This is a genomic window from Pseudomonas sp. GM102, from assembly GCF_000282555.1.
GTDB lineage: Bacteria > Pseudomonadota > Gammaproteobacteria > Pseudomonadales > Pseudomonadaceae > Aquipseudomonas.
Genome location: NZ_AKJB01000050.1, coordinates 54511 through 75069, shown reverse-complemented (window position 1 = coordinate 75069; position 20559 = coordinate 54511). Strand labels below are relative to the sequence as shown.

Below are 20559 nucleotides of genomic sequence, written 5' to 3'. Positions count from 1 at the left end.
GTATCAGAAGTCGTCTTTATCGAAACGCCGTGCTTCGCGCTGAAGCTGATAGACGAACCGCTCGACCTGCCGCTGCACCTGGCCGCTCATGTTGTGAAAACGCACGCCGGCGAAGGTGGTGTTGATCCTTTCTTCGAAGTGCAGGTAGCGCAGTTCGACCGGTGCCGTCATGCTGCCGAAGGGCAGGGCAGCGACGAAACGGTCGTAGACCTGGCCCAATTGCAGCCTGGCGGTGATGTCGCCCTCGAAGCGCAACTTGCAGCCGGTGGCGGAGATGTCCAGCAATTTGCCTGTGACGGGCGACTTGAGTTTTTCGCCACCCAGCTCGACATCGACCAGTTGCGCCAGCTTCAACGCCGCGCGAAAAGCATTGCGGCGCTGGTGATAAACCACCTCATCGGGCAGCGCGCCACGGTAGCAGCGACCATCGCCGGAGTCGTCGATGGTCAGCGGGCCATTGCTTTCCCAGGCGATGCGTACGCCGTCGTGGAAACCTTCGACCTTGAACGGTTCGCCGGCCAGCAGAAAACGTTCGCCATCGCGGGGGATCATTTCGTCCAGGGCGATCATGTTGCTGTCACGGTCGACGTCCACCAGGTAACTCTGGAAACGCTGGCTGCGCTCGTGGAACGTGATGATCAGCGGGTCATGGCTGTCTTGCAGCTGACGCAGATTGCCGGAGATTTCCAGGGGTGTGGTGAGCACCTTGGGAGGCTGCGTAGCCTCTTCCGCGCTTAAGGCATTGAACACGGGGTATCAATCTCCAGACAAATATGACTACTGGCCAGCATTCTGCCAGCATGTTTCGTGTCTTGATAGAGCGTGCTCATTGAAAGGCTCAAGCCTGACTGAGCGGGCGTGGTTTTGCGAGTTTTGAGGTTGAACCGCGGGCATCGTAGAGCGCTGGCGGCTCGCCGCCGGTGAGGATTTTCAGCTGGTTGGCCGTGGCGGCCTGCTGAACCAGAATCGACTGGCCATTGTTAACGTTGGCAGCCTGGCACTGGGCCAGGAGATCGGTCAGCACGTCGCTCTGTGCCAGCAACTGATCGCCGATGCTCGAATGGCTGGCAAGTTGCTCCAGGCCTTGGCGATTGGTCGGCAGGTTGAGGCTGGCGAGGATTTCACTGCGCTTGCGGCCATGCTGCTCGAGCAAAATGATCATTGCCTGTTTCTGCGCCAGAATGTCTTCGAGCAGTGGCATGTCGCGACCGTGCAGCGCGAGGGACTCGGTTTGCAGCAGTTCCAGCAGGTGTTGCGCCGGAGCAAAGTCGTCGATGATCAGTTGCAGTAAATTAGTGTCGTGCATGGCTGGCCTTGGGTTTTAAGCGTCCAAAAGCCTGGCGCTGGCCGTGGCCTAGCGCTGGGCTTCGAAGTTGAGCAGTTTGCTGGCTACACGGTTGCTGTCGACTTTATAGCTGCCATCGGCAATCGCTGCTTTCAACTCGGCCACGCGGGCGTTGTCGACGGCAGGCTGATCGCGCAGCTTGTCAGTGACCTTCTGCAACTGTTGAGCCTCATTGCTGAGGTGTACCGATTCCCCGCTTTGGGTGGTATTGGCCTGTTCGGCCGGGGTATTCAGCGGCGCGGATTGGCCAGCTTCGGCGGTTTCCTTAGCAACGCTGGTACGCGTACTGCCCGTAAGTGACGAGGAGCTGTTTAAACGACTGAAATCGATGACCATGACAAAAAACCTCTGGGTATTTGGACGCTTGCCATGTTTTCGGCTCTCCCCCGGAAAACTTTAGGCCCATTTATCAATGAGCTTGCATGCGCCAGCGTGTGTCCTGCATGGGGCACAGTTTAGGCAACAGCCGGGTGGCGCGCCATATCTTCACGGGCCCAGAGCCCTATAGGGTCGCTCACATACCCACTTCCACCTGCCCGGGCGCGGTGACTTGCGCCTTGATAACCCGCTGGGAATTAAGGTTTTTCACGCGAATCTGTTCGCTCATGCCGCCGTTGGACAGCGCTTCACCCGGCATGCGCACGCTGAGCGTACCACTGCGGGCGGTAATCACCACCTGATCGCCCTTGCGAACCACTTCCGCCTGTTCGAGATGCACCAGGGTTATGACCTGATCGGCGACCATTGGTCGGGTAAGTTTCTGTCCGATCGCCTGATCGACGGAGGTCAGAAAACCCTGGTTTATCAGGCTGATATCGCGCTCACGCAGGGTCACGTCCTGGGGTTCGATAATCCCTGTGCGCTTAAGGGGGCGGGTGGTGGTCACAATGTCGCGAAACAGCCGTACTTGAGCGGGTACGAAGACTGTCCAAGGGGAGGCGCTGTCGCAGCGAACCTTGACCGTGACCCGACCCAGAGGCCTCGCGGGGCTCTCGAGGGTGGCTGTCAATTCCTTGTCGCACATAGGCATGCGCAGGCGCGGATCGAGCTGGTTGACCTCGATTTCGTAGCGTCCTTGTGTTTGACTCGTCGCCAGATAGTCTTCTACGGTGAATTCAAGAAAGCCCTGAGTGACGCCGATAAGCATGTCAGGCAAGGTAACCGCGTCAGCAAGGGCAGGGCTGCCAGCGTTGAACAGGCAAGCGGCCGACATCGCGCAGAGTAATCTGCGGCAGGTTGATGTCAGGTGTCGGAAAAATGTCGGTTCTGTGTTCATAAAAGTTAAAAAGCAAGCGCCGTGCCGTTTAGTGATGAATGTGCGTCGCAAACACACTTAGCGTTGGTGTAGGAGTCTGGGCATGGCTGGTGTAATGGATTCGGTGAACCAGCGCACGCAACTGGTAGGGCAGAATCGCCTTGAGCTGTTGTTGTTCCGTCTTGACGGCCAGCAGCTGTATGGCATCAACGTATTCAAGGTTCGTGAGGTGCTGCAATGCCCCAAACTGACCCTGATGCCCAAGTCCAGTCCTGTCGTGTGCGGTGTGGCGAATATTCGGGGGGCGACCATTCCGATTCTGGATCTGGCAATGGCGACCGGTTCCGGAGCGCTGAAAGATCAAAGCAATCCCTTCGTGATCATCACGGAGTACAACACCAAGACTCAGGGTTTCCTGGTTCGGTCGGTAGAGCGCATCGTCAACATGAACTGGGAGGAGATTCATCCGCCACCCAAGGGCACCGGGCGCGATCATTACTTGACGGCTGTGACTCGGGTCGACAATCAGTTAGTCGAAATCATCGACGTCGAGAAGGTGCTGGCGGAAGTGTCACCGACACCGGAAGCGATTTCGGTGGGCGTGGTGGATGTCGAGACTCAGCACAAGGCGTTGTCCTTGCGCGTGCTGACGGTCGATGACTCGTCGGTGGCGCGCAAGCAGGTGACCCGTTGCCTGCAAACGGTCGGTGTCGAAGTGGTCGCGTTGAACGATGGCAAGCAAGCGCTGGATTACCTGCGCAAGCTGGTCGACGAGGGCAAGAAGCCGGAAGAAGAGTTCCTGATGATGATCTCCGACATCGAGATGCCGGAGATGGACGGGTACACCCTGACGGCCGAGATCCGCAACGACCCGCGCATGCAAAAGCTGCATATCATCCTGCACACTTCGTTGTCGGGTGTGTTCAATCAGGCGATGGTCAAGAAGGTCGGTGCCGATGACTTCCTGGCCAAATTCCGTCCTGATGACCTGGCATCCCGGGTAGTCGACCGGATCAAAGCAGCAGATAACAGCTAGGGGCCTTCTGTCCCTGGCGGTCAACACGATTTAAGAGGCGGCATCTTTGTCTACGGGTAATTTGGATTTTGAACAGTTCCGGGTATTCCTGGAAAAAGCCTGTGGCATTTTGCTCGGTGAAAACAAGCAATACCTGGTCTCGAGCCGTCTCAACAAACTGATGGAACAGCAGGGCATCAAATCGCTGGGTGAGCTGGTTCAGCGCATCCAGACTCAGCCGCGCAGCGGTTTGCGCGAGATGGTGGTGGATGCCATGACCACCAACGAAACCTTGTGGTTTCGTGACACCTATCCGTTTGAAGTCTTGAAGAACAAGGTATTGCCCGAAGCGATCAAGGCAGCCCCCGGCCAGCGCCTGCGGATCTGGTCGGCAGCGTGTTCGTCGGGCCAGGAACCGTATTCGCTGTCGATGTCCATCGATGAGTTCGAGCGGGTCAACATGGGCCAGTTGAAGATGGGCGTGCAGATCGTTGCCACTGACCTGTCCGGCACCATGCTGACCAACTGCAAAACCGGCGAGTACGACAGCCTGGCCATCGGTCGCGGTCTGTCGCCCGAGCGCCTTCAGCGTTACTTCGACCCGAAAGGGCCGGGACGCTGGGCGATCAAGGCGCCGATCAAGAGTCGGGTGGAATTTCGCTCGTTCAACCTGCTCGACAGCTACGCGGCCCTGGGCAAGTTCGACATCGTGTTCTGCCGCAACGTGCTGATCTACTTCTCCGCCGAGGTGAAGAAAGACATCCTGTTGCGCATTCACAGCACGCTGAAGCCGGGCGGTTATCTGTTCCTTGGCGCATCCGAAGCGCTGAACGGTTTGCCGGATCATTACCAGATGGTCCAGTGCAGCCCGGGGATCATTTACCAGGCGAAGTGATGCAAAAGCGGCAGGCATAAAAACGGGAGTCCTCAGGGGCTCCCGTTTTTTTTGTGCCTGATGATTTTCCCGGCACCACCACGATCCAATGTGGAAGCGGGTGGTGTTCTTTCTACCGTGATAAGCGGCAGAAAAGCGGCAGGCGGCGGAAATCGGTTGCCGCTTTTCTGGCATTGCCGCTTTGCCACCGCGCGCAAAGCCCCGGTTTATGGGCTTTTTTTAATTGGCACGCCGCTTGCTATGTCCATGTTACGAAAAATCAGGTCACCCGAAGGTTTCCCGACATGAGCATCAGCTTCGATAAAGCGCTCGGTATCCACGAACAAGCCCTGGGCTTTCGCGCTCAGCGTGCTGAAGTCCTGGCCAACAACATCGCCAACGCCGACACCCCGAACTACAAGGCTCGGGATCTGGACTTCTCGAAAGTGCTCGCCGAGCAGAACGAGAAAACCAAAAACGGCAAGTTCGCCTTGAACATGACCAACAGCCGTCACATCGAAGCTGAAGGCCTGGGCAATGGCGACGAGTCGCTGATGTATCGCACGCCGATGCAACCGTCGATCGACCAAAACACCGTGGACGCCCAACTGGAACAGTCGAACTACGCGGAAAACGCGGTCAACTTCCAGGCCAGCTTCACCCTGCTCAACAGTAAATTCAAAGGGCTGGTATCAGCCCTGCGCGGAGAGTAATCCATGTCTCTATCCAGTGTTTTCAACATTGCCGGTAGCGGCATGAGTGCCCAGACCACTCGCTTGAACACCGTCGCCAGTAACATCGCCAACGCCGAGACCGTCTCGTCGAGCATCGACCAGACCTACCGCGCCCGTCACCCGGTGTTCGCCACCATGTTCCAGGGCGGCCAGAGCGGCGGCAGCGATTCGCTGTTCCAGAACCAGGACGCTGCCGGTCAAGGCGTGCAAGTGCTGGGCGTGGTCGAAGACCAGAGCAACCTTGAAGCGCGCTACGAGCCGAACCATCCGGCTGCCGATGGCAAGGGCTACGTCTACTACCCCAACGTCAACGTCGTCGAAGAAATGGCCGACATGATTTCCGCGAGCCGTTCGTTCCAGACCAACGCCGAAATGATGAATACCGCCAAAACCATGATGCAGAAGGTCCTGACCCTCGGTCAGTGATAAGGGGCGATTCGTATGAGCGTTATCAGCGATGTTCTGGCCAACTCTTCGGTCCAGACCACTACCACTAAAGACAGCCTGACCTCGGCCTCTACCGGCGGCCAGGCGCTGGGCAAGGACGCGTTCCTGCAACTGCTGGTAACTCAGCTGAAAAACCAGAACCCGCTCGATCCTCAGGACAACAGCGAGTTCGTGGCCCAGCTGGCGCAGTTCAGTAGCCTGGAAGGTATCACCACGCTGAACGATACAGTCAGCGGCCTTGCCAGCAGCTACAGCTCCTCGCAAGCCTTGCAGGCTTCTTCGCTGGTGGGCCGTTCGGTCATCGCGCAGACCGACAAAGCCGTGGTCGACACCTCCAAGAGCCTCAACGGGACCGTCGTGGTGCCAACTTCGGTTGCCGCCGCCACCGTCAAGATCAACAACTCGGAAGGCAAGACCATCCGTACTCTCGAGTTGGGCAGTCAAAGTGCCGGCAACACCAGTTTCATCTGGGACGGCAAGGACGATGCGGGCGCGGTAGCACCGGCGGGTACTTACACCTTCGGCGCGACGGCCACCATCGACAGCAAGGCGACATCGCTGATTACTTATCTGCCAGCGACCGTTAACAGCGTGACCATCAGCCAGACCGGCGGTGAGTTGATGCTGAACCTGGCAGGCATGGGCAGCGTTGCCCTGTCCAAAGTACAAACCATTGGTATATAGAGCCGACTAACACGGCACAAAGGAGTGGAATATGTCTTTCAGTATCGGCCTTAGCGGTCTCTATGCAGCCAACAAACAACTGGACGTGACCGGCAACAACATCGCCAACGTTGCCACCACCGGTTTCAAATCGTCCCGTGCAGAATTCGAAGACGTGTACTCGGCCACTCGCCTGGGTACCGGCAGCAAGACCATTGGTAACGGCGTGCGCCTGGCCAACGTTTCCCAACAGTTCAGCCAGGGCGACGTGAACAACACCGGCAACGTGCTGGACATGGGCATCCAGGGCACCGGCTTCTTCATCCTCAGTGACAACGGTTCCCTGAGCTACACCCGTGCCGGTGCGTTCAAGACCGACGCTGAAAACTATGTCGTGGATAACAACGGCAACCGTTTGCAGGGTTACGGCGTCGATGCCAACGGCAAGATCGTCAACGGTGTGTTGACTGACTTGAAGATCGATACCACGGCCCTCAAGCCGAATCCGACCACCAAAGTCGATCAGACGATGAACCTGAACTCGTCCGAGGTTACGCCGACTGTGGCCACGTTCAGCCCGACTGACACCAATAGCTATAACAAGACCATCTCTACCAAGGTCTATGACAGTCAGGGCAACGAGCACACCATGGATCAGTACTACGTGAAAACGGGTACTAACGCCTGGCGTATCCACACTTACATGGATGGTCGCACCCCATCGAACCCGGCCAGTACCACCCTGACGCCAGCCGTGGCTGAAATCACCTTCAACTCTGACGGTAGTATCGCTACGCTTACCGCAGTTTCTGGCTGGACCAAGACTGGTAACACCTTGACCATGTCAGGCTGGGTCCCGGGGGCAGTGACCAACGCCGCGACGATTCCGCCGACTTGGGGGCCGAATGGTTCCACGGCGGCTGCAGGCGGTATCGCTTTCAACATGGCGCTGACCACCTCTTACAACTCGCCAACCGCTCGTACCGCCCAATACCAGGACGGCTACGCCACTGGCCAGATCTCCAGCCTGACCATCGACGCCACCGGCGTCATGACCGCCAACTTCAGCAACCAGCAAACCAAGGCCATCGGCCAGGTTGCAGTCGCCAGCTTCGCCAACGAGCAAGGCTTGCAGCCGATCGGTGGTACCCGCTGGAAAGAAACCTTCGCCTCAGGCGTGGCGGGTGTCGATGCGCCAACGACTGGCACTCTGGGTTCGGTCGTGTCCAACTCCCTGGAAGAGTCCAACGTCAACCTGACCAATGAATTGGTCGAGCTGATCAAGGCCCAGAGCAACTACCAGGCAAACGCCAAGACCATCTCCACCCAGAGCACCATCATGCAGACCATCATTCAGATGACCTGATGTAATTCGCCAGTTCTAAAAAACCGATGCCGCAAGGCATCGGTTTTTTTGTTCCCGATGGAAAAGTGGCTGAGTGAATTTCTACCGTTCGTCGGGCCTGTCTGGTGTGGAACTTGCACTCTCGGCGTACGCAGGTCGATGCGCGTCAAGTTTTCATTCGACCTGAGTCATACAGCCAGAACATTTGTTCGGCGACATGGAAGCCATGCAAAACCCTAGGGATGGAAGGCCAGTGAAAAGTCATAAAGCCGTCAGTGCGCCTGTCGTGGCGCTGCAACTGAAATCGGTATTGCGTCAGGGACTGATCGGCGCTGCATTGTTTTCCGGTGTGATCAATATTCTGGCGCTGATCGGCCCGGTGTTCATGTTGGAAGTCTATGACCGGGTCATTCCCAGTCAAAGCATTCCGACGCTGGTCGCCCTGGGTCTGCTGGTGCTTGGTGTTTACGCATTGTCCGGCCTGCTGGACATCGTGCGTTCCCGGGTCATGGTCAGAATTGCTTCCTCCCTCGATCTGGCGTTGTCTTCTCGGGTCTTCAGCGTCATTTCCGGCGCCTCATTGAAAACGCCGATTACCGGAGATGCCCTGAAACCAGCACAGGAGCTGGATCAGATCCGTGGTTTTATCGGCGGGCCTGGGCTGGTGGCATTCTTCGATTTGCCGTGGATGCCGGTCTATTTGGCGGTCTGCTTCTATATCCACCCGTCGTTCGGCTGGTTGACCACTGCACTGATGATCATCCTGATCGCATTGACGATCATGACTGACCGACAAACCAGAAAGTTGATGCAGGCCACGGCCGAAGCATTGAACAAGCGCAATCACCACGGCCAACAGGCCCACCAGAACGCCGAAGCGCTCGCGGCCATGGGTATGGTTGAAAATGCCTCGGCCATTTGGCAAAACTACCACGGTACTTACACCACCCTGCAGCGGCGCTCCGTGGATATCGGCAGCTTTTTTGGCGGTATTTCGAAAAACTTGCGACTGGCTGTGCAATCTGGATCGCTAGCCCTTGGTGCCTATCTGGTGATCGAAGGTGACCTGAGTGGCGGCACGATGGTTGCCGCTTCAATCATCGTGGCCCGTACGCTGGCGCCTGCTGAGCAAGTCATCGCCACCTGGCGCAGCTTGCTAGGCGCGCATATCGCCTGGCAGAAACTGCTGGAAGTCTTCAGCCTGTTTCCTGATCAGCAAAACAAGACCGAGTTGCCAGCGGCTCACCGTAGTTTGCAGGTGGAAGGGATTTTCGCTGCACCTCCCGGCAGTCAGCGCCTGACACTTCAAAACGTAAATTTCACCGTAGCAGCAGGCACCGCTGTCGGCGTGGTTGGACCGAGCGCGTCGGGCAAATCCTCATTAGCCCGCGTTCTGGTCAACGCCTGGCGGCCGGCCCGTGGACATGTGCGGCTTGACGCTGCGCCGCTTGATCTGTTGACGGATAAGGCTCGCGGAAAGCTGATCGGCTACCTGCCACAGAGCGTGGGGTTATTCACCGGCACAGTGGCTCAGAACATCGCACGACTTGACCCTTCGGCTGCAGACGGTGCGATTGTTGCCGCCGCGCAACTGGCGGGTGTTCACGAGCTGATTCTGCAATTGCCCCAAGGCTACGAAACCCAAGTTGGTGAGGGGGGTGTCAATCTGTCTGCCGGTCAGCGTCAACGCGTTGCCCTGGCCCGAGCATTGTTCGGCGACCCGTTCCTGGTGGTACTGGACGAACCCAATTCCAACCTCGATGCCGAAGGCGAGCATGCGCTGGCCAAGGCGATCCTGGCAGTCAAGGCGCGCGGCGGCATCGTTGTGGTCATCGCCCATCGCACCAACATCCTATCGGTGATCGATCAGGTGCTGATTCTGGAAAACGGGATTCAGGCTGCCTTTGGGCCTAAAGAATCCGTGCTGAGAAAACCCGCTCCACCGGCCTCCCGGCCAGCAACCAATGTCGTGGAAATGGGAGTGTCCAACTGATGCATAACGATCAAGATAGTACCCTGACCCATTCGTTGTCCCGTCACTTGCGCCTGGGTGTGATTTCGCTGGTGGTGTTGCTCGGTGGCGGTCTGACCTGGGCGATCTGCACCAACTTGTCCGGTGCAGTGATTGCCACCGGCACTCTCGCGGTAGAAGGCAGCGTCAAAAAAATTCAGCACCCCACCGGCGGCGTAGTGGCTGAGTTACTGGTCAAGGAAGGCCAGCAGGTTTCGGCGGGGGATGTCTTGCTGCGCCTCGATGCGACGTTGTCAGCGGCCAGTCAGTCGATTGTGAGCAAGTCATTGAATCAAGCGTGGGCACGGCAGGCACGGCTAGAGGCTGAACGCGACAATGCCGGTGAAGTGGTGGTGCCGAACGAGTTGCTCGCACGCATGAGTGCCGAGCAGGCGCGAGTTGTCATGGTCAGCGAACAGCAGTTGTTCCTGGACCGGCGTGCGTCCCGCGAAGGGCAGAAGAAGCAACTGCACGAGCGGATGCAGCAACTGAAGGAGACCATCGTCGGCCACGATATTCAGCAGAAAACCAAGACCGAAGAAATCGAACTGATCGACAAGGAATATCAGGCGGTCAAAAAACTCTTCGACAAAGGCCTGATGACCCTGGATCGGGTTAACGCCTTGGCCCGTGGCATCGCTCGATTGCGCGGTGAGCGCGGACAACTGATGGCCTCTATCGCCGAAGCCCGGGGAAAAATCGCCGAAACCGAGTTGCAGCGGCTTCAGATCGATCAGACCTTTCGCAGCGAAGTCTCGGAGGAGCTACGCGACTTGCTCGCACGCCAGGGCGAGTTGATCGAGCGTGAAATTACCACCAGTGATCAGCTCAAGCGCATCGACATCACTTCACCGATAGCCGGGCGCGTGCAGCAACTGTCGGTGCATACGGTGGGGGGGGTGATTTCCCCGGCTGAAGGCTTGATGCAGATCGTGCCGGCCGATGATGAGTTGTTGGTGGAGGCGAAGATTAGTGCCCAGGACATCGATCAGGTGTCTCTCGGTCAGGACGCCACGTTGCGCCTGAGTGCTTTCAATCGCAGCACCACTCCCGAATTGAGCGGCACCGTGGCTCGCCTGTCGGCGGATTTGATTCAGGACGAACGCACGGGTGTTGGCTTCTATCGTGCAGGCATAAGAATTCCCAAGACCGAAATGGCAAAGCTGCAAGGGCTGGCATTGGTGCCGGGTATGCCCGTGGAGTCGATGATCAAGACTGGATCCCGAAGCGTCATTTCTTATCTGCTCAAACCGATCAGTGATCATGCTCAGCGGGCATTCCGGGAAGGATGAGACGCTGCTGAGTTATTGCGTTAGCTACCGATTCATCAAAACGGCAAGGAAGAAAAAATGGCAGTGATTAATGGAACAGTGGGTACGGATACTCTGGTAGGTACTTCGGGAGCGGATGAGCTTTATGGGGTCGTGGGGAATGATTCGCTGAGCGGTGGAGATGGCAATGACCTGCTGGATGGTGGGGCGGGTGCGGATGTCTTGAATGGTGGTAATGGTGTCGATACCGCCTCTTATCTGAACTCAGCCGCCGCAGTGACGGTGAGTCTGGTTACGGGAACTGGCTTGGGAGGCGATGCTCAAGGCGATAGTTTGAGCTTGATCGAGCGTGTGGTTGGTTCCTCTTTCGGCGACACACTGAGCGCTAATGCCAGCGGCGCAGTGCTGGAGGGTGGTGTTGGCAATGATGTCTACATCGTTAATGGTTACAGCGTATCGACTATTGAGCAGGCGGGCGGAGGTAACGATGAAATTCGTACCACTCTGACGTCGATGTCTTTGGCAGCTAACATCGAGAACCTGACGTATACCGGCACCGGTAGCTTTACGGGTTATGGCAATACCGGTGACAACGTCATCACTGGCGGTGCCGGCACTGACACGTTGATGGGGGGCGCGGGTGCTGACCAGTTCATCGGCGGTGCCGGGATCGACACCGTCAGCTATTCCGACAGCAACTACATTGCGGTAACGATCAACACCAAGACCGGGATCAATACCGGGATTGCGGCTGGCGATACCTACAACGGTATCGAAATTATTCAGGGTGGGCTGGGTGATGACACCTTCATCAGTGGCAGCGCCGCGGACACGTTTGACGGGCTCGCCGGCAACGATACAGTCGATTACTCAACGTCCAGTGCGGCGGTGAGCGTTAGCCTGGTCGCCGGTGCCGTGGGTGCCGGTGGTGACGCCCAGGGCGACAAGCTCAGCAGCATCGATAAGGTCATTGGTACCGCGTTCAATGACACGCTGGCCAGTAACACCAGTAGCAGCGTGCTTGAAGGGGGCGCTGGTAACGATGTCTACGTCATTAGTGGCAATGGTGTCTCAATCATCGAACAAATCGGCGGCGGTGATGACGAAGTACGTACCACGATGTCATCGCTCTCTCTGGCGGGCAACATCGAGCGCCTGACGTATACGGGTACCGGGAACTTTACGGGTTATGGCAATGCCGGCGACAACGTCATCACTGGCGGCATCGGTAACGATGTTCTGTTGGGTGGTGCAGGTGCGGATCAGTTCATCGGCGGTGATGGTACTGACACGGTTAGTTATGCGGACAGCCTGACCGGTGTGACGATCAACACCAATACCGGGGTCAACACTGGTATTGCGACTGGTGATACCTACAACAGTATCGAGGTGCTTAAAGGCTCCAGCTACGGTGATGTATTCATCGGAAGCAATGGCGCTGACCGGTTCGATGGTGGGGATGGTTTTGACATGATCAGCTTTGCCAATGAGAGCTCGGGCATCACTCTTGATCTAAGTGTACCTGTGTTGACCGGCGTTGCTGCTGGCGACGCTTATACATCCTTCGAGGTCTTTCAGGGCACGAGCCAGGCGGATACCTTCACTGGAAGCACGGGGGCGAAGGAAAATTTCATCGGGGGAGGCGGTGCTGATATTTTGAATGGTACTGGTAGAGGCGATGGGGCGTGGTATTTGACCAGCACCGATGCAGTCCAGATAAACCTTCAGGCGGGCACCGCATCTGGTGGTGACGCGCAAGGCGATGTACTGAACAACATCGACAACCTGATTGGCTCAGGCCTCAATGACACGCTTACCGGCAATGCTTTGTCCAACACGCTTGAAGGGGGGGGCGGTAACGATCTTATCTACGGGGGCGACGGCGATGATTTCATATACGGCGATACGAGTAGTGACGTTAGTGCTCTCTTCTTGACCCCATCGACTGCCGAACAAGCTGATACGTTGTATGGTGGTAGCGGTAACGATTACATGGTCAGCAGCAACCATGACGCCGGAACTACGCTTTATGGTGAGATGGGCAATGATCGGCTGACGGTGTACTCAGGAGTGGCTGATGGAGGTGATGGGAATGACTCGCTGACGGGGATTGGCCACGGCTATGAACTTCTCGGTGGCGTCGGGGCGGACACTCTTTACTTGAGTGCTTCAGGTGACGGATTCGGTGGTGAAGGAGGTGATTCATATGTTGTCTACTCCAAAACCATGGTCGGCATCTTCGATGAAGGCACAACCGGCATCGACACCGTTACCCTGAAAAACATCCAGAGCCTCAGCGATGTTCGGGTGGTCAAAAACGACTTGGGTGCCTACATCTTCAATGCCGCCGACCTTGCAAGTGGCAACTTGGATTCCGGGGTATTCCTGAAGGACTGGTATGCCGGGTCCAACACCATCGAGACGTTCATGACCAACAACGGAGACTCTTTCACCGTTCCGGTTTAACCCGGTGACAGCCTCCACCGGACGTCCGGTGGAGGCTGCGGTTGTAAAGCACAAACGGCAAAACCTGCGCTTCAGGTTTTGCCGTTTTTTTTTGCTGTGGTTTTTCTCCAGGCTAGGTAGATCAAAAGATCGCAGCCTTCGGCAGCTCCTACCCAGGTCTTGCGTACACCTGTAGGAGCTGCCGAAGGCTGCGATCTTTTGATCTGTCTTTTCTTGGGGCAAAAGAAAACCCCCGACAAGCCAGAGGCTCATCGGGGGGTATCGAGGTAAGCGCCTTTCAGCGCTCACCGGCTCAGCTTATTGGCAAGCTTCGCAATCCGGCTCGTCGATGGCGCACGCCTTCGGCACTGGAGCAGGGCCGGCAGGAGCTGCCAGGACCGAGTCGTCACCGTGGTTGCCGCCGCTGGAAACAGCGTTCAGCTTGCCGGTGTTGATGGTCGACTTCTCGGTGCTGGTCGCGGCCAGGGCGCGGAGGTAGTAGGTGGTTTTCAGACCACGGTACCAAGCCATGCGGTAGGTCACGTCCAGCTTCTTGCCCGAAGCGCCGGCGATGTACAGGTTCAGCGATTGAGCCTGGTCGATCCACTTCTGACGACGGCTGGCCGCGTCAACGATCCACTTGGTGTCCACTTCGAACGCAGTGGCGTAGAGCTCTTTGAGTTCTTGCGGGATGCGCTCGATTTGCTGCACCGAACCGTCGTAGTACTTCAGGTCGTTGATCATGACCGAGTCCCACAGACCGCGAGCCTTGAGGTCGCGAACCAGGTACGGGTTGATCACGGTGAATTCGCCCGACAGGTTCGATTTCACGTAGAGGTTCTGGTAAGTCGGTTCGATCGACTGCGACACGCCAGTGATGTTGGCGATGGTCGCGGTCGGTGCGATGGCCATGATGTTGGAGTTACGAATGCCTTTCTGCACACGGGCGCGAACCGGTGCCCAGTCCAGGGATTCGTTCAGGTCAACGTCGATGTACTTCTGGCCACGTTGCTCGATCAGGATCTGTTGCGAATCCAGCGGCAGGATGCCTTTGGACCACAGCGAACCCTGGAACGTCTCGTAGGCACCGCGCTCGTCGGCCAGGTCGCAGGAAGCCTGGATCGCGTAGTAGCTGACCGCTTCCATCGACTTGTCGGCGAACTCGACGGCAGCGTCGGAACCGTAAGGGATGTGCTGCAGGTACAAAGCGTCCTGGAAGCCCATGATGCCCAGACCGACCGGACGGTGCTTGAAGTTGGAGTTCTTCGCTTGTGGCACCGAGTAGTAGTTGATGTCGATAACGTTATCGAGCATGCGAACGGCGGTGTTCACGGTGCGTTCCAGCTTGGCGGTGTCCAACTTGCCATTGGTGATGTGGTTCGGCAGGTTGATCGAGCCCAGGTTGCAAACGGCGATCTCGTCCTTGTTGGTGTTCAAGGTGATCTCGGTGCACAGGTTCGAGCTGTGAACCACGCCCACGTGCTGCTGCGGGCTGCGCAGGTTGCACGGGTCTTTGAAGGTCAGCCATGGGTGGCCGGTTTCAAACAGCATGGACAGCATTTTGCGCCACAGGTCTTTGGCCTGGATGGTCTTGAACAGCTTGATCTTGCCTGGGTACTGGGACAGGGCTTCGTAGTACTCGTAACGCTCTTCGAAGGCCTTGCCGGTCAGGTCGTGCAGGTCCGGAACTTCGGATGGCGAGAACAGGGTCCACGGGCCGTCATCGAAGACGCGCTTCATGAACAGGTCAGGGATCCAGTTGGCGGTGTTCATGTCGTGGGTACGACGACGGTCATCACCGGTGTTCTTGCGCAGTTCGATGAACTCTTCGATGTCCATGTGCCAGGTTTCCAGGTAGGCACAGACAGCGCCTTTGCGCTTGCCACCCTGGTTAACGGCGACGGCGGTGTCGTTCACTACTTTCAGGAACGGTACAACGCCCTGGGATTTGCCGTTGGTGCCCTTGATGTACGAACCCAGTGCACGAACCGGCGTCCAGTCGTTACCCAGGCCGCCAGCGAATTTCGACAACATGGCGTTGTCGTGGATCGCGTGGTAGATGCCCGACAGGTCATCCGGCACGGTGGTCAGGTAGCAGCTCGACAGCTGTGGACGCAAAGTACCGGCGTTGAACAGGGTCGGGGTCGACGACATGTAGTCGAAGGACGACAACAGGTTGTAGAACTCGATTGCACGGTCTTCTTTGTTCTTCTCTTCGATTGCCAGGCCCATGGCCACGCGCATGAAGAAAATCTGCGGCAGTTCGAAGCGGATACCGTCCTTGTGGATGAAGTAACGGTCGTACAGGGTTTGCAGGCCCAGGTACGTGAACTGCTGATCGCGCTCGTGGTTGATCGCCTTGCCGAGTTTTTCCAGGTCGAAGGACGCCAGGACCGGGTTCAGCAACTCGAATTCGATACCTTTGGCGATGTACGCCGGCAGCGCCTTGGCGTACAGGTCGACCATTTCGTGGTGGGTCGCGCTCTCGGCGACGCCCAGGAAGTTCAGGCCTTCGGCACGCAGGGTGTCCATCAGCAGGCGGGCGGTCACGAACGAGTAGTTCGGCTCACGCTCGACCAGCGTACGGGCAGTCATCACCAGGGCGGTGTTGACGTCGGTCAGGGCCACGCCGTCGTACAAGTTCTTCAGGGTTTCGCGCTGGATCAGGTCGCCGTCGACTTCTTCCAGGCCTTCGCACGCTTCGGTGACGATGGTGTTCAGACGGCCCATGTCCAGAGGTGCAAGGCTGCCATCGGCGCGGGTGATGCGGATCGACGGGTGAGCCTGAACCGCTTCCTCGGCAGGGGTGCGTACAGCGCGTTCCTTGGAGCGGGCGTCACGGTAGATCACGTAGTCGCGCGCCACTTTCTGCTCGCCGGCACGCATCAGGGCCAGTTCGACCTGGTCCTGGATTTCTTCGATGTGGATGGTGCCGCCCGATGGCATGCGACGCTTGAAGGTCGCGGTGACCTGTTCGGTCAGGCGGGCAACGGTGTCGTGGATGCGCGACGAAGCGGCAGCGGTGCCGCCTTCAACTGCAAGAAACGCTTTGGTGATGGCGACGGTGATTTTGTCATCGGTGTAAGGAACGACAGTCCCGTTACGCTTGATCACGCGCAGCTGGCCAGGCGCGGTGGCGGACAGATCCGAATTCGAATCGGCGGCCTGCGGCAAGGTGCCCTGCGGGTTCTCGCGAGTTGTGTCGGTTTGCATGGGGGGTTGTCTCCACATTCTCTATGTTTGTTTGGGCACCATCACGGTGCCCACCGTTCTGTCCTGAAGCACTACAACCGACGTGGCGTCGGGCATAACAACTTCGGGACAGTAGGAAAAGGCTAATGATGCCGCTTCCTTGCCGAAGTCTTTGGCCTCGAGCCAGGGCTCGAAGCCGGATTCCTTTCAGGGGTGCCAGTTTTGACTGCAACACCCGTACCGTTCTGGCTGTTCTGGCCTGAAAAAACGGTGCCATCCGCACATGCGGTTTGGGCTTGTAAAATCGTGCTTGGTTCAACCATAAACAGGCAATAAAGCGCTTGAGTTTCTGGTCTGAAATGTGGTTGGGCTTTTAAGCTAAAACCCTACATGTAGGGTTTTTTTGGCGCCGAGGTACAAGATAATGCGTTTTTGAGGGTGTTGCAACGTACTACCTGTGGATAAACCTGTGCGTAAATTGTGTGTGAAAGGTGGAACGAGCGTGTAGGCCGCGACCTAGCTGGAGCGGACTGTTTTTCACTGATTTTCAACGATTGAAAACAGTCATTCGGATTTTTAAGGGCGCGAACCCTATCACAAAAAACCGCTGTGTCCGAACGCATTTACCCGCTTGTGTTCCAGACGTGCGCCGTTTATACAATCGGCCAATGCAGATGCATTCTTATCCTCCCCAATCATTACAAAAAGACGGGAGGATCCTTCCTTTTAAAGTGATGTTGGCAAGCAGAGGTCACCGTGGAGCAAGAAGTCTGGCAGGTATTGATTGTCGAGGACGACCAGCGTCTGGCCGAACTGACTCGCGACTACCTCGAAGCCAATGGCCTGCGCGTGTCGATCGAGGGCAACGGCGCCCTTGCGGCAGCACGCATCATCAAGGAGAAACCGGACCTGGTGATCCTCGACCTGATGCTCCCGGGCGAAGATGGCCTGAGCATTTGCCGCAAGGTTCGCGACAAGTATGACGGCCCGATCCTGATGCTCACCGCACGCACCGATGACACCGATCAAATCCTCGGCCTCGACCTCGGCGCTGATGACTACGTCTGCAAACCGGTTCGCCCACGCCTGCTGCTGGCGCGCATCCAGGCCTTGTTGCGGCGCAGTGAACCCCCTGAACCCGCTCCGGAAAAACAACGGCGTCTGCAGTTCGGCCCGTTGGTGGTGGACAACGCGTTGCGCGAGGCCTGGCTGCATGACAAAGGCATCGAGTTGACCAGTGCCGAGTTCGATTTGCTCTGGCTGCTGGTGGCCAACGCCGGGCGCATTCTGTCTCGCGAGGAAATATTCACCGCGCTGCGCGGTATCGGTTATGACGGCCAGGACCGTTCCATCGACGTGCGCATTTCACGCATCCGCCCGAAGATCGGCGATGACCCTGAGCATCCGCGGCTGATCAAAACCATCCGCAGCAAAGGCTATCTGTTCGTTCCTGAAGCCTGCGCAGACATGTCGCTGTGAACTCGATCTTCCTGCGCATTTATGGCGGCATGTGCGCGGCGCTGATTCTGGTGGCCGTACTCGGCGTGCTGGCCTTGCACTTGCTCAATCAGGTGCGCAGCGAGCAATACCGCGAGCGCCTGGCCCACGGCACGTTCTCGCTGATGGCCGACAACCTGCAACCGATGAACGAAACCGAGCGCCATCGGGCCTTGCTGGTGTGGGAGCGCTTGCTCGGGATTCCGCTGGCGCTGAAGACATTCCCCCAGACCGACCTCGACCTGACCCAGCGCACCCGTGTGCTGCGTGGTCAGGCACTGGTGGAGCAGACCGGCCCGCATGCGGCGAAGGTTTACCGTTTGGTCAGCGACAAGGAACAACTGGTGCTCACCGGGGAAGTCCAGCAGATCAGCGAACAACTGGCGCGGGCGACCATTTACCTGTTGGCTGATGAGCTGGTGCGCTACCCGGTGGCCGAGCAACCCAAACGTCTGGCGCAGTTAAAGGAAGAGAAGGGGTTCGGTTTTGATCTGCAGCTAGTCACGATCGATCAGGCTGACATGGACGAAGACCAGAGCCGCCGCGTGTCCGAAGGCGACACGGTAATGGCGCTGGGCAAGGGCGGCGATTCGATCCGGGTGTTTGCCGGCATGGTCGGTACGCCATGGGTGCTGGAAATCGGCCCGCTGTATCAAATGAATCCTTACCCGCCCGAGTGGCTGGTGCTGATTGCGGCCCTTGGCCTGAGCCTGATCGGTTTGATCGTCTATCTGTTGGTGCGTCAGCTAGAGCGCCGTTTGCGCGGGCTGGAAGCCGCCGCCACGCGCATCGCCAAGGGCAGCCTGGAAACCCGCGTGCCGGCACGCGGCGCGGACTCGGTGGGGCGCCTGGCCTCAGCGTTCAACGGCATGGCCGAGCACTTGCAGCAATTGTTGGCGATTCAGCGAGAACTGGTGCGTGCCGTGTCCCATGAACTGCGCACGCCGGTCGCGCGGTTGCGTTTTGGCCTGGAGATGATCGGCTCGGCCACCACACCGCAAGCGTTGGAAAAATACCGCGAAGGCATGGATCACGACATCGAGGACCTCGATCGGCTGGTCGACGAGATGCTCACCTATGCGCGGCTGGAGCAAGGTTCGCCAGCGCTGAATTTTCAGCGGATCGATCTGGATGCGTTGGTCAATCAGGTGATCGAAGAACTGGCGCCGTTGCGCGCCGAGGTCACGGTGCAGCGCGGTTTGTGCCTGTCGGCCGCCGATTGCGACGACGCCTGGGTCGAGGCCGAGCCTCGCTACCTGCACCGAGCGTTGCAGAACCTGGTGAGTAACGCCATGCGCCACGCCCATTCACGAGTGACCGTCAGCTATCAGGTGGGGCAGCAGCGCTGTCGGGTGGATGTCGAGGATGACGGGCCGGGCGTGCCGGAAACAGCCTGGGAGAAAATTTTCACCCCGTTCCTGCGCCTCGATGACAGCCGCACCCGTGCCTCGGGCGGGCATGGGTTAGGGTTGTCGATCGTGCGGCGAATCATTCATTGGCATGACGGACGAGCATTGATCGGCAGGAGCAAAAGCCTGGGCGGGGCCTGTTTCAGTTTGAGCTGGCCGAGGAATCAGGAGCGGCGTTGAGATTTTTGTTGTCTGGACAATCGCCTTCGCGGGCAAGCCTCGCTCCTACAGGATTCACACAACTCCTGTAGGAGCGAGGCTTGCCCGCGAAGAGGCCCTGTCAGGCGCTACAAATCCTCAGGCCTTGATGCTGACCAGACTCAACAGCTGCCCATCCATCACCGCAAACTGCGCATCCAGCTCAGTGCCGTGACGCCATTCACCAGACAGGTCCGTCAGCAACCGCAACCGCACTTCCCCCCCCGCGCTCCACTCCAGCACTTCGGCGTGTTCGAAATAGAAGCGCTTCTGCACGATCGGGTAGAGCGCCTTGAACAGGCTTTCCTTCACCGAAAACGTCAACGTCACCAGCATTGCCAATTGATCGCGAGCCCCGGCACTCATGCGCTGCAACTCAGGCCCCGTGAGGATTTCCCCGGCCAGGCGTTCGGCGCGCTCCGCATCGAGCAGGTTTTCCAGGTCCATCCCCAGACCGCGCCAGTGCGCCTTGTTCGCGACAATCGCAGCTGCCCGGCCGGTGCTGTGGGTGATCGAGCCGGTGATATGCGTTGGCCACACCGGTGCGCGGTCTTCGCCGATGGCCGGGATGAAACTCAGCCCTTCCAGTTGCTGCAACGCCGCCCGAGCGCAGACGCGCCCGGCGAGAAACTCAGCCTGGCGCTTGGCCACCGAACGCTGGATGCTCGCGGGCGGATCGATGGCGCTGCGCTGGAAATCATCACTGGCCAGTTGCCTGCTATCGAAGTGGGTACCCAGCAGGACCGTATCGGGCAGCGCAAACGGCAGCGGCCAATAGGCGTCGAGTGGGGTGCAGCAGGCGGGTAGGGCGGGGACGGAATTCATGACGGGCATTTTGCCGGGTTGCCTTGAGGCTGG

17 protein-coding genes are annotated in these 20559 nt (G+C 58.1%); 11 read left to right on the top strand and 6 right to left on the bottom strand.

Features of this window, described 5'->3' with window-relative positions:
- Positions 1-3: 3 nt before the first annotated feature.
- The 4 genes from PMI18_RS18195 to flgA all read right to left on the bottom strand — a co-directional run bounded on the left by PMI18_RS18195 (position 4) and on the right by flgA (position 2621).
- Positions 4-750, bottom strand: a complete 747-nt coding sequence (locus PMI18_RS18195; RefSeq protein WP_007899132.1) for a flagellar brake protein — start codon at positions 748-750, stop codon at positions 4-6.
- 88 nt (positions 751-838) lie between these two features.
- On the bottom strand, positions 839-1306 hold the full coding sequence (locus PMI18_RS18200) for a flagella synthesis protein FlgN (protein ID WP_007899131.1): 468 nt from the start codon (positions 1304-1306) through the stop codon (positions 839-841).
- Between the two features lie 48 nt (positions 1307-1354).
- Complete coding sequence (flgM, locus tag PMI18_RS18205; RefSeq protein ID WP_007899130.1) at positions 1355-1681, bottom strand: flagellar biosynthesis anti-sigma factor FlgM; 327 nt, start codon at positions 1679-1681, stop codon at positions 1355-1357.
- 178 nt (positions 1682-1859) lie between these two features.
- Positions 1860-2621 carry a flagellar basal body P-ring formation chaperone FlgA gene (flgA, locus tag PMI18_RS18210; RefSeq protein WP_033036271.1) on the bottom strand — a complete coding sequence of 254 codons (762 nt, stop codon included), beginning with the start codon at positions 2619-2621 and terminating at the stop codon, positions 1860-1862.
- An 82-nt stretch (positions 2622-2703) separates the two neighbouring features.
- Between flgA and PMI18_RS18215 the strand changes: the two genes are divergently transcribed.
- The 9 genes from PMI18_RS18215 (at position 2704) to PMI18_RS18255 (ending at position 13426) form a co-directional block, all read left to right on the top strand.
- Entirely contained in the window at positions 2704-3636 is a 933-nt protein-coding gene (locus tag PMI18_RS18215; protein WP_007899128.1) for a chemotaxis protein CheV, read from the top strand.
- A 46-nt stretch (positions 3637-3682) separates the two neighbouring features.
- On the top strand, positions 3683-4510 hold the full coding sequence (gene cheR / locus PMI18_RS18220; protein WP_007899126.1) for a protein-glutamate O-methyltransferase CheR: 828 nt from the start codon (positions 3683-3685) through the stop codon (positions 4508-4510).
- 284 nt (positions 4511-4794) lie between these two features.
- Entirely contained in the window at positions 4795-5202 is a 408-nt protein-coding gene (gene flgB / locus PMI18_RS18225) for a flagellar basal body rod protein FlgB (protein WP_007899124.1), read from the top strand.
- Between the two features lie 3 nt (positions 5203-5205).
- The gene (gene flgC / locus PMI18_RS18230; RefSeq protein ID WP_007899122.1) at positions 5206-5649 is read left to right on the top strand and encodes a flagellar basal body rod protein FlgC; all 444 of its coding nucleotides are present in this window, start codon (positions 5206-5208) and stop codon (positions 5647-5649) included.
- A 15-nt stretch (positions 5650-5664) separates the two neighbouring features.
- Positions 5665-6354 (top strand): flagellar hook assembly protein FlgD, encoded by a 690-nt coding sequence (gene flgD / locus PMI18_RS18235; RefSeq protein WP_007899120.1) that lies wholly within the window; start codon positions 5665-5667, stop codon positions 6352-6354.
- Between the two features lie 31 nt (positions 6355-6385).
- A complete protein-coding gene (flgE, locus tag PMI18_RS18240) occupies positions 6386-7699 on the top strand; it encodes a flagellar hook protein FlgE (RefSeq protein ID WP_007899118.1) in 1314 nt (437 codons plus the stop codon).
- A 232-nt stretch (positions 7700-7931) separates the two neighbouring features.
- Positions 7932-9671: a type I secretion system permease/ATPase gene (locus PMI18_RS18245; protein ID WP_007899116.1), complete on the top strand. Its 1740-nt coding sequence runs from the start codon at positions 7932-7934 to the stop codon at positions 9669-9671.
- A complete protein-coding gene (locus PMI18_RS18250; RefSeq protein ID WP_007899114.1) occupies positions 9671-10981 on the top strand; it encodes an HlyD family type I secretion periplasmic adaptor subunit in 1311 nt (436 codons plus the stop codon). The genes PMI18_RS18245 and PMI18_RS18250 overlap by 1 nt, the downstream gene beginning before the upstream one ends.
- 57 nt (positions 10982-11038) lie before the next feature.
- Positions 11039-13426, top strand: coding sequence for a beta strand repeat-containing protein (locus tag PMI18_RS18255; protein WP_007899112.1), 2388 nt, complete (start codon positions 11039-11041; stop codon positions 13424-13426).
- Positions 13427-13723: 297 nt separating this feature from the next.
- On the opposite strand, the gene PMI18_RS18260 is transcribed toward PMI18_RS18255, so the two are convergent.
- The gene (locus tag PMI18_RS18260) at positions 13724-16618 is read right to left on the bottom strand and encodes a ribonucleoside-diphosphate reductase subunit alpha (RefSeq protein WP_007899110.1); all 2895 of its coding nucleotides are present in this window, start codon (positions 16616-16618) and stop codon (positions 13724-13726) included.
- 735 nt (positions 16619-17353) lie between these two features.
- Here PMI18_RS18260 and PMI18_RS18265 point away from each other — a divergent pair.
- Both PMI18_RS18265 and PMI18_RS18270 read left to right on the top strand, forming a co-directional pair.
- Positions 17354-18076: a response regulator gene (locus PMI18_RS18265; RefSeq protein ID WP_007899109.1), complete on the top strand. Its 723-nt coding sequence runs from the start codon at positions 17354-17356 to the stop codon at positions 18074-18076.
- The gene (locus tag PMI18_RS18270) at positions 18073-19683 is read left to right on the top strand and encodes an ATP-binding protein (RefSeq protein WP_007899108.1); all 1611 of its coding nucleotides are present in this window, start codon (positions 18073-18075) and stop codon (positions 19681-19683) included. Before PMI18_RS18265 ends, PMI18_RS18270 begins: the two co-directional genes overlap by 4 nt.
- 117 nt (positions 19684-19800) lie before the next feature.
- On the opposite strand, the gene PMI18_RS18275 is transcribed toward PMI18_RS18270, so the two are convergent.
- Positions 19801-20526: a 4'-phosphopantetheinyl transferase family protein gene (locus PMI18_RS18275; protein ID WP_202949738.1), complete on the bottom strand. Its 726-nt coding sequence runs from the start codon at positions 20524-20526 to the stop codon at positions 19801-19803.
- Positions 20527-20559 lie beyond the last annotated feature (33 nt).

Coding starts and splice junctions, on each gene's coding strand:
- PMI18_RS18200 (WP_007899131.1), bottom strand. CDS start 1,306: ATGCACGACACTAATTTACTGCAACTGATCATCGACGACTTTGCTCCG.
- flgM (WP_007899130.1), bottom strand. CDS start 1,681: ATGGTCATCGATTTCAGTCGTTTAAACAGCTCCTCGTCACTTACGGGC.
- flgA (WP_033036271.1), bottom strand. CDS start 2,621: ATGAACACAGAACCGACATTTTTCCGACACCTGACATCAACCTGCCGC.
- PMI18_RS18215 (WP_007899128.1), top strand. CDS start 2,704: ATGGCTGGTGTAATGGATTCGGTGAACCAGCGCACGCAACTGGTAGGG.
- flgB (WP_007899124.1), top strand. CDS start 4,795: ATGAGCATCAGCTTCGATAAAGCGCTCGGTATCCACGAACAAGCCCTG.
- flgC (WP_007899122.1), top strand. CDS start 5,206: ATGTCTCTATCCAGTGTTTTCAACATTGCCGGTAGCGGCATGAGTGCC.
- flgD (WP_007899120.1), top strand. CDS start 5,665: ATGAGCGTTATCAGCGATGTTCTGGCCAACTCTTCGGTCCAGACCACT.
- flgE (WP_007899118.1), top strand. CDS start 6,386: ATGTCTTTCAGTATCGGCCTTAGCGGTCTCTATGCAGCCAACAAACAA.
- PMI18_RS18250 (WP_007899114.1), top strand. CDS start 9,671: ATGCATAACGATCAAGATAGTACCCTGACCCATTCGTTGTCCCGTCAC.
- PMI18_RS18255 (WP_007899112.1), top strand. CDS start 11,039: ATGGCAGTGATTAATGGAACAGTGGGTACGGATACTCTGGTAGGTACT.
- PMI18_RS18260 (WP_007899110.1), bottom strand. CDS start 16,618: ATGCAAACCGACACAACTCGCGAGAACCCGCAGGGCACCTTGCCGCAG.
- PMI18_RS18275 (WP_202949738.1), bottom strand. CDS start 20,526: ATGAATTCCGTCCCCGCCCTACCCGCCTGCTGCACCCCACTCGACGCC.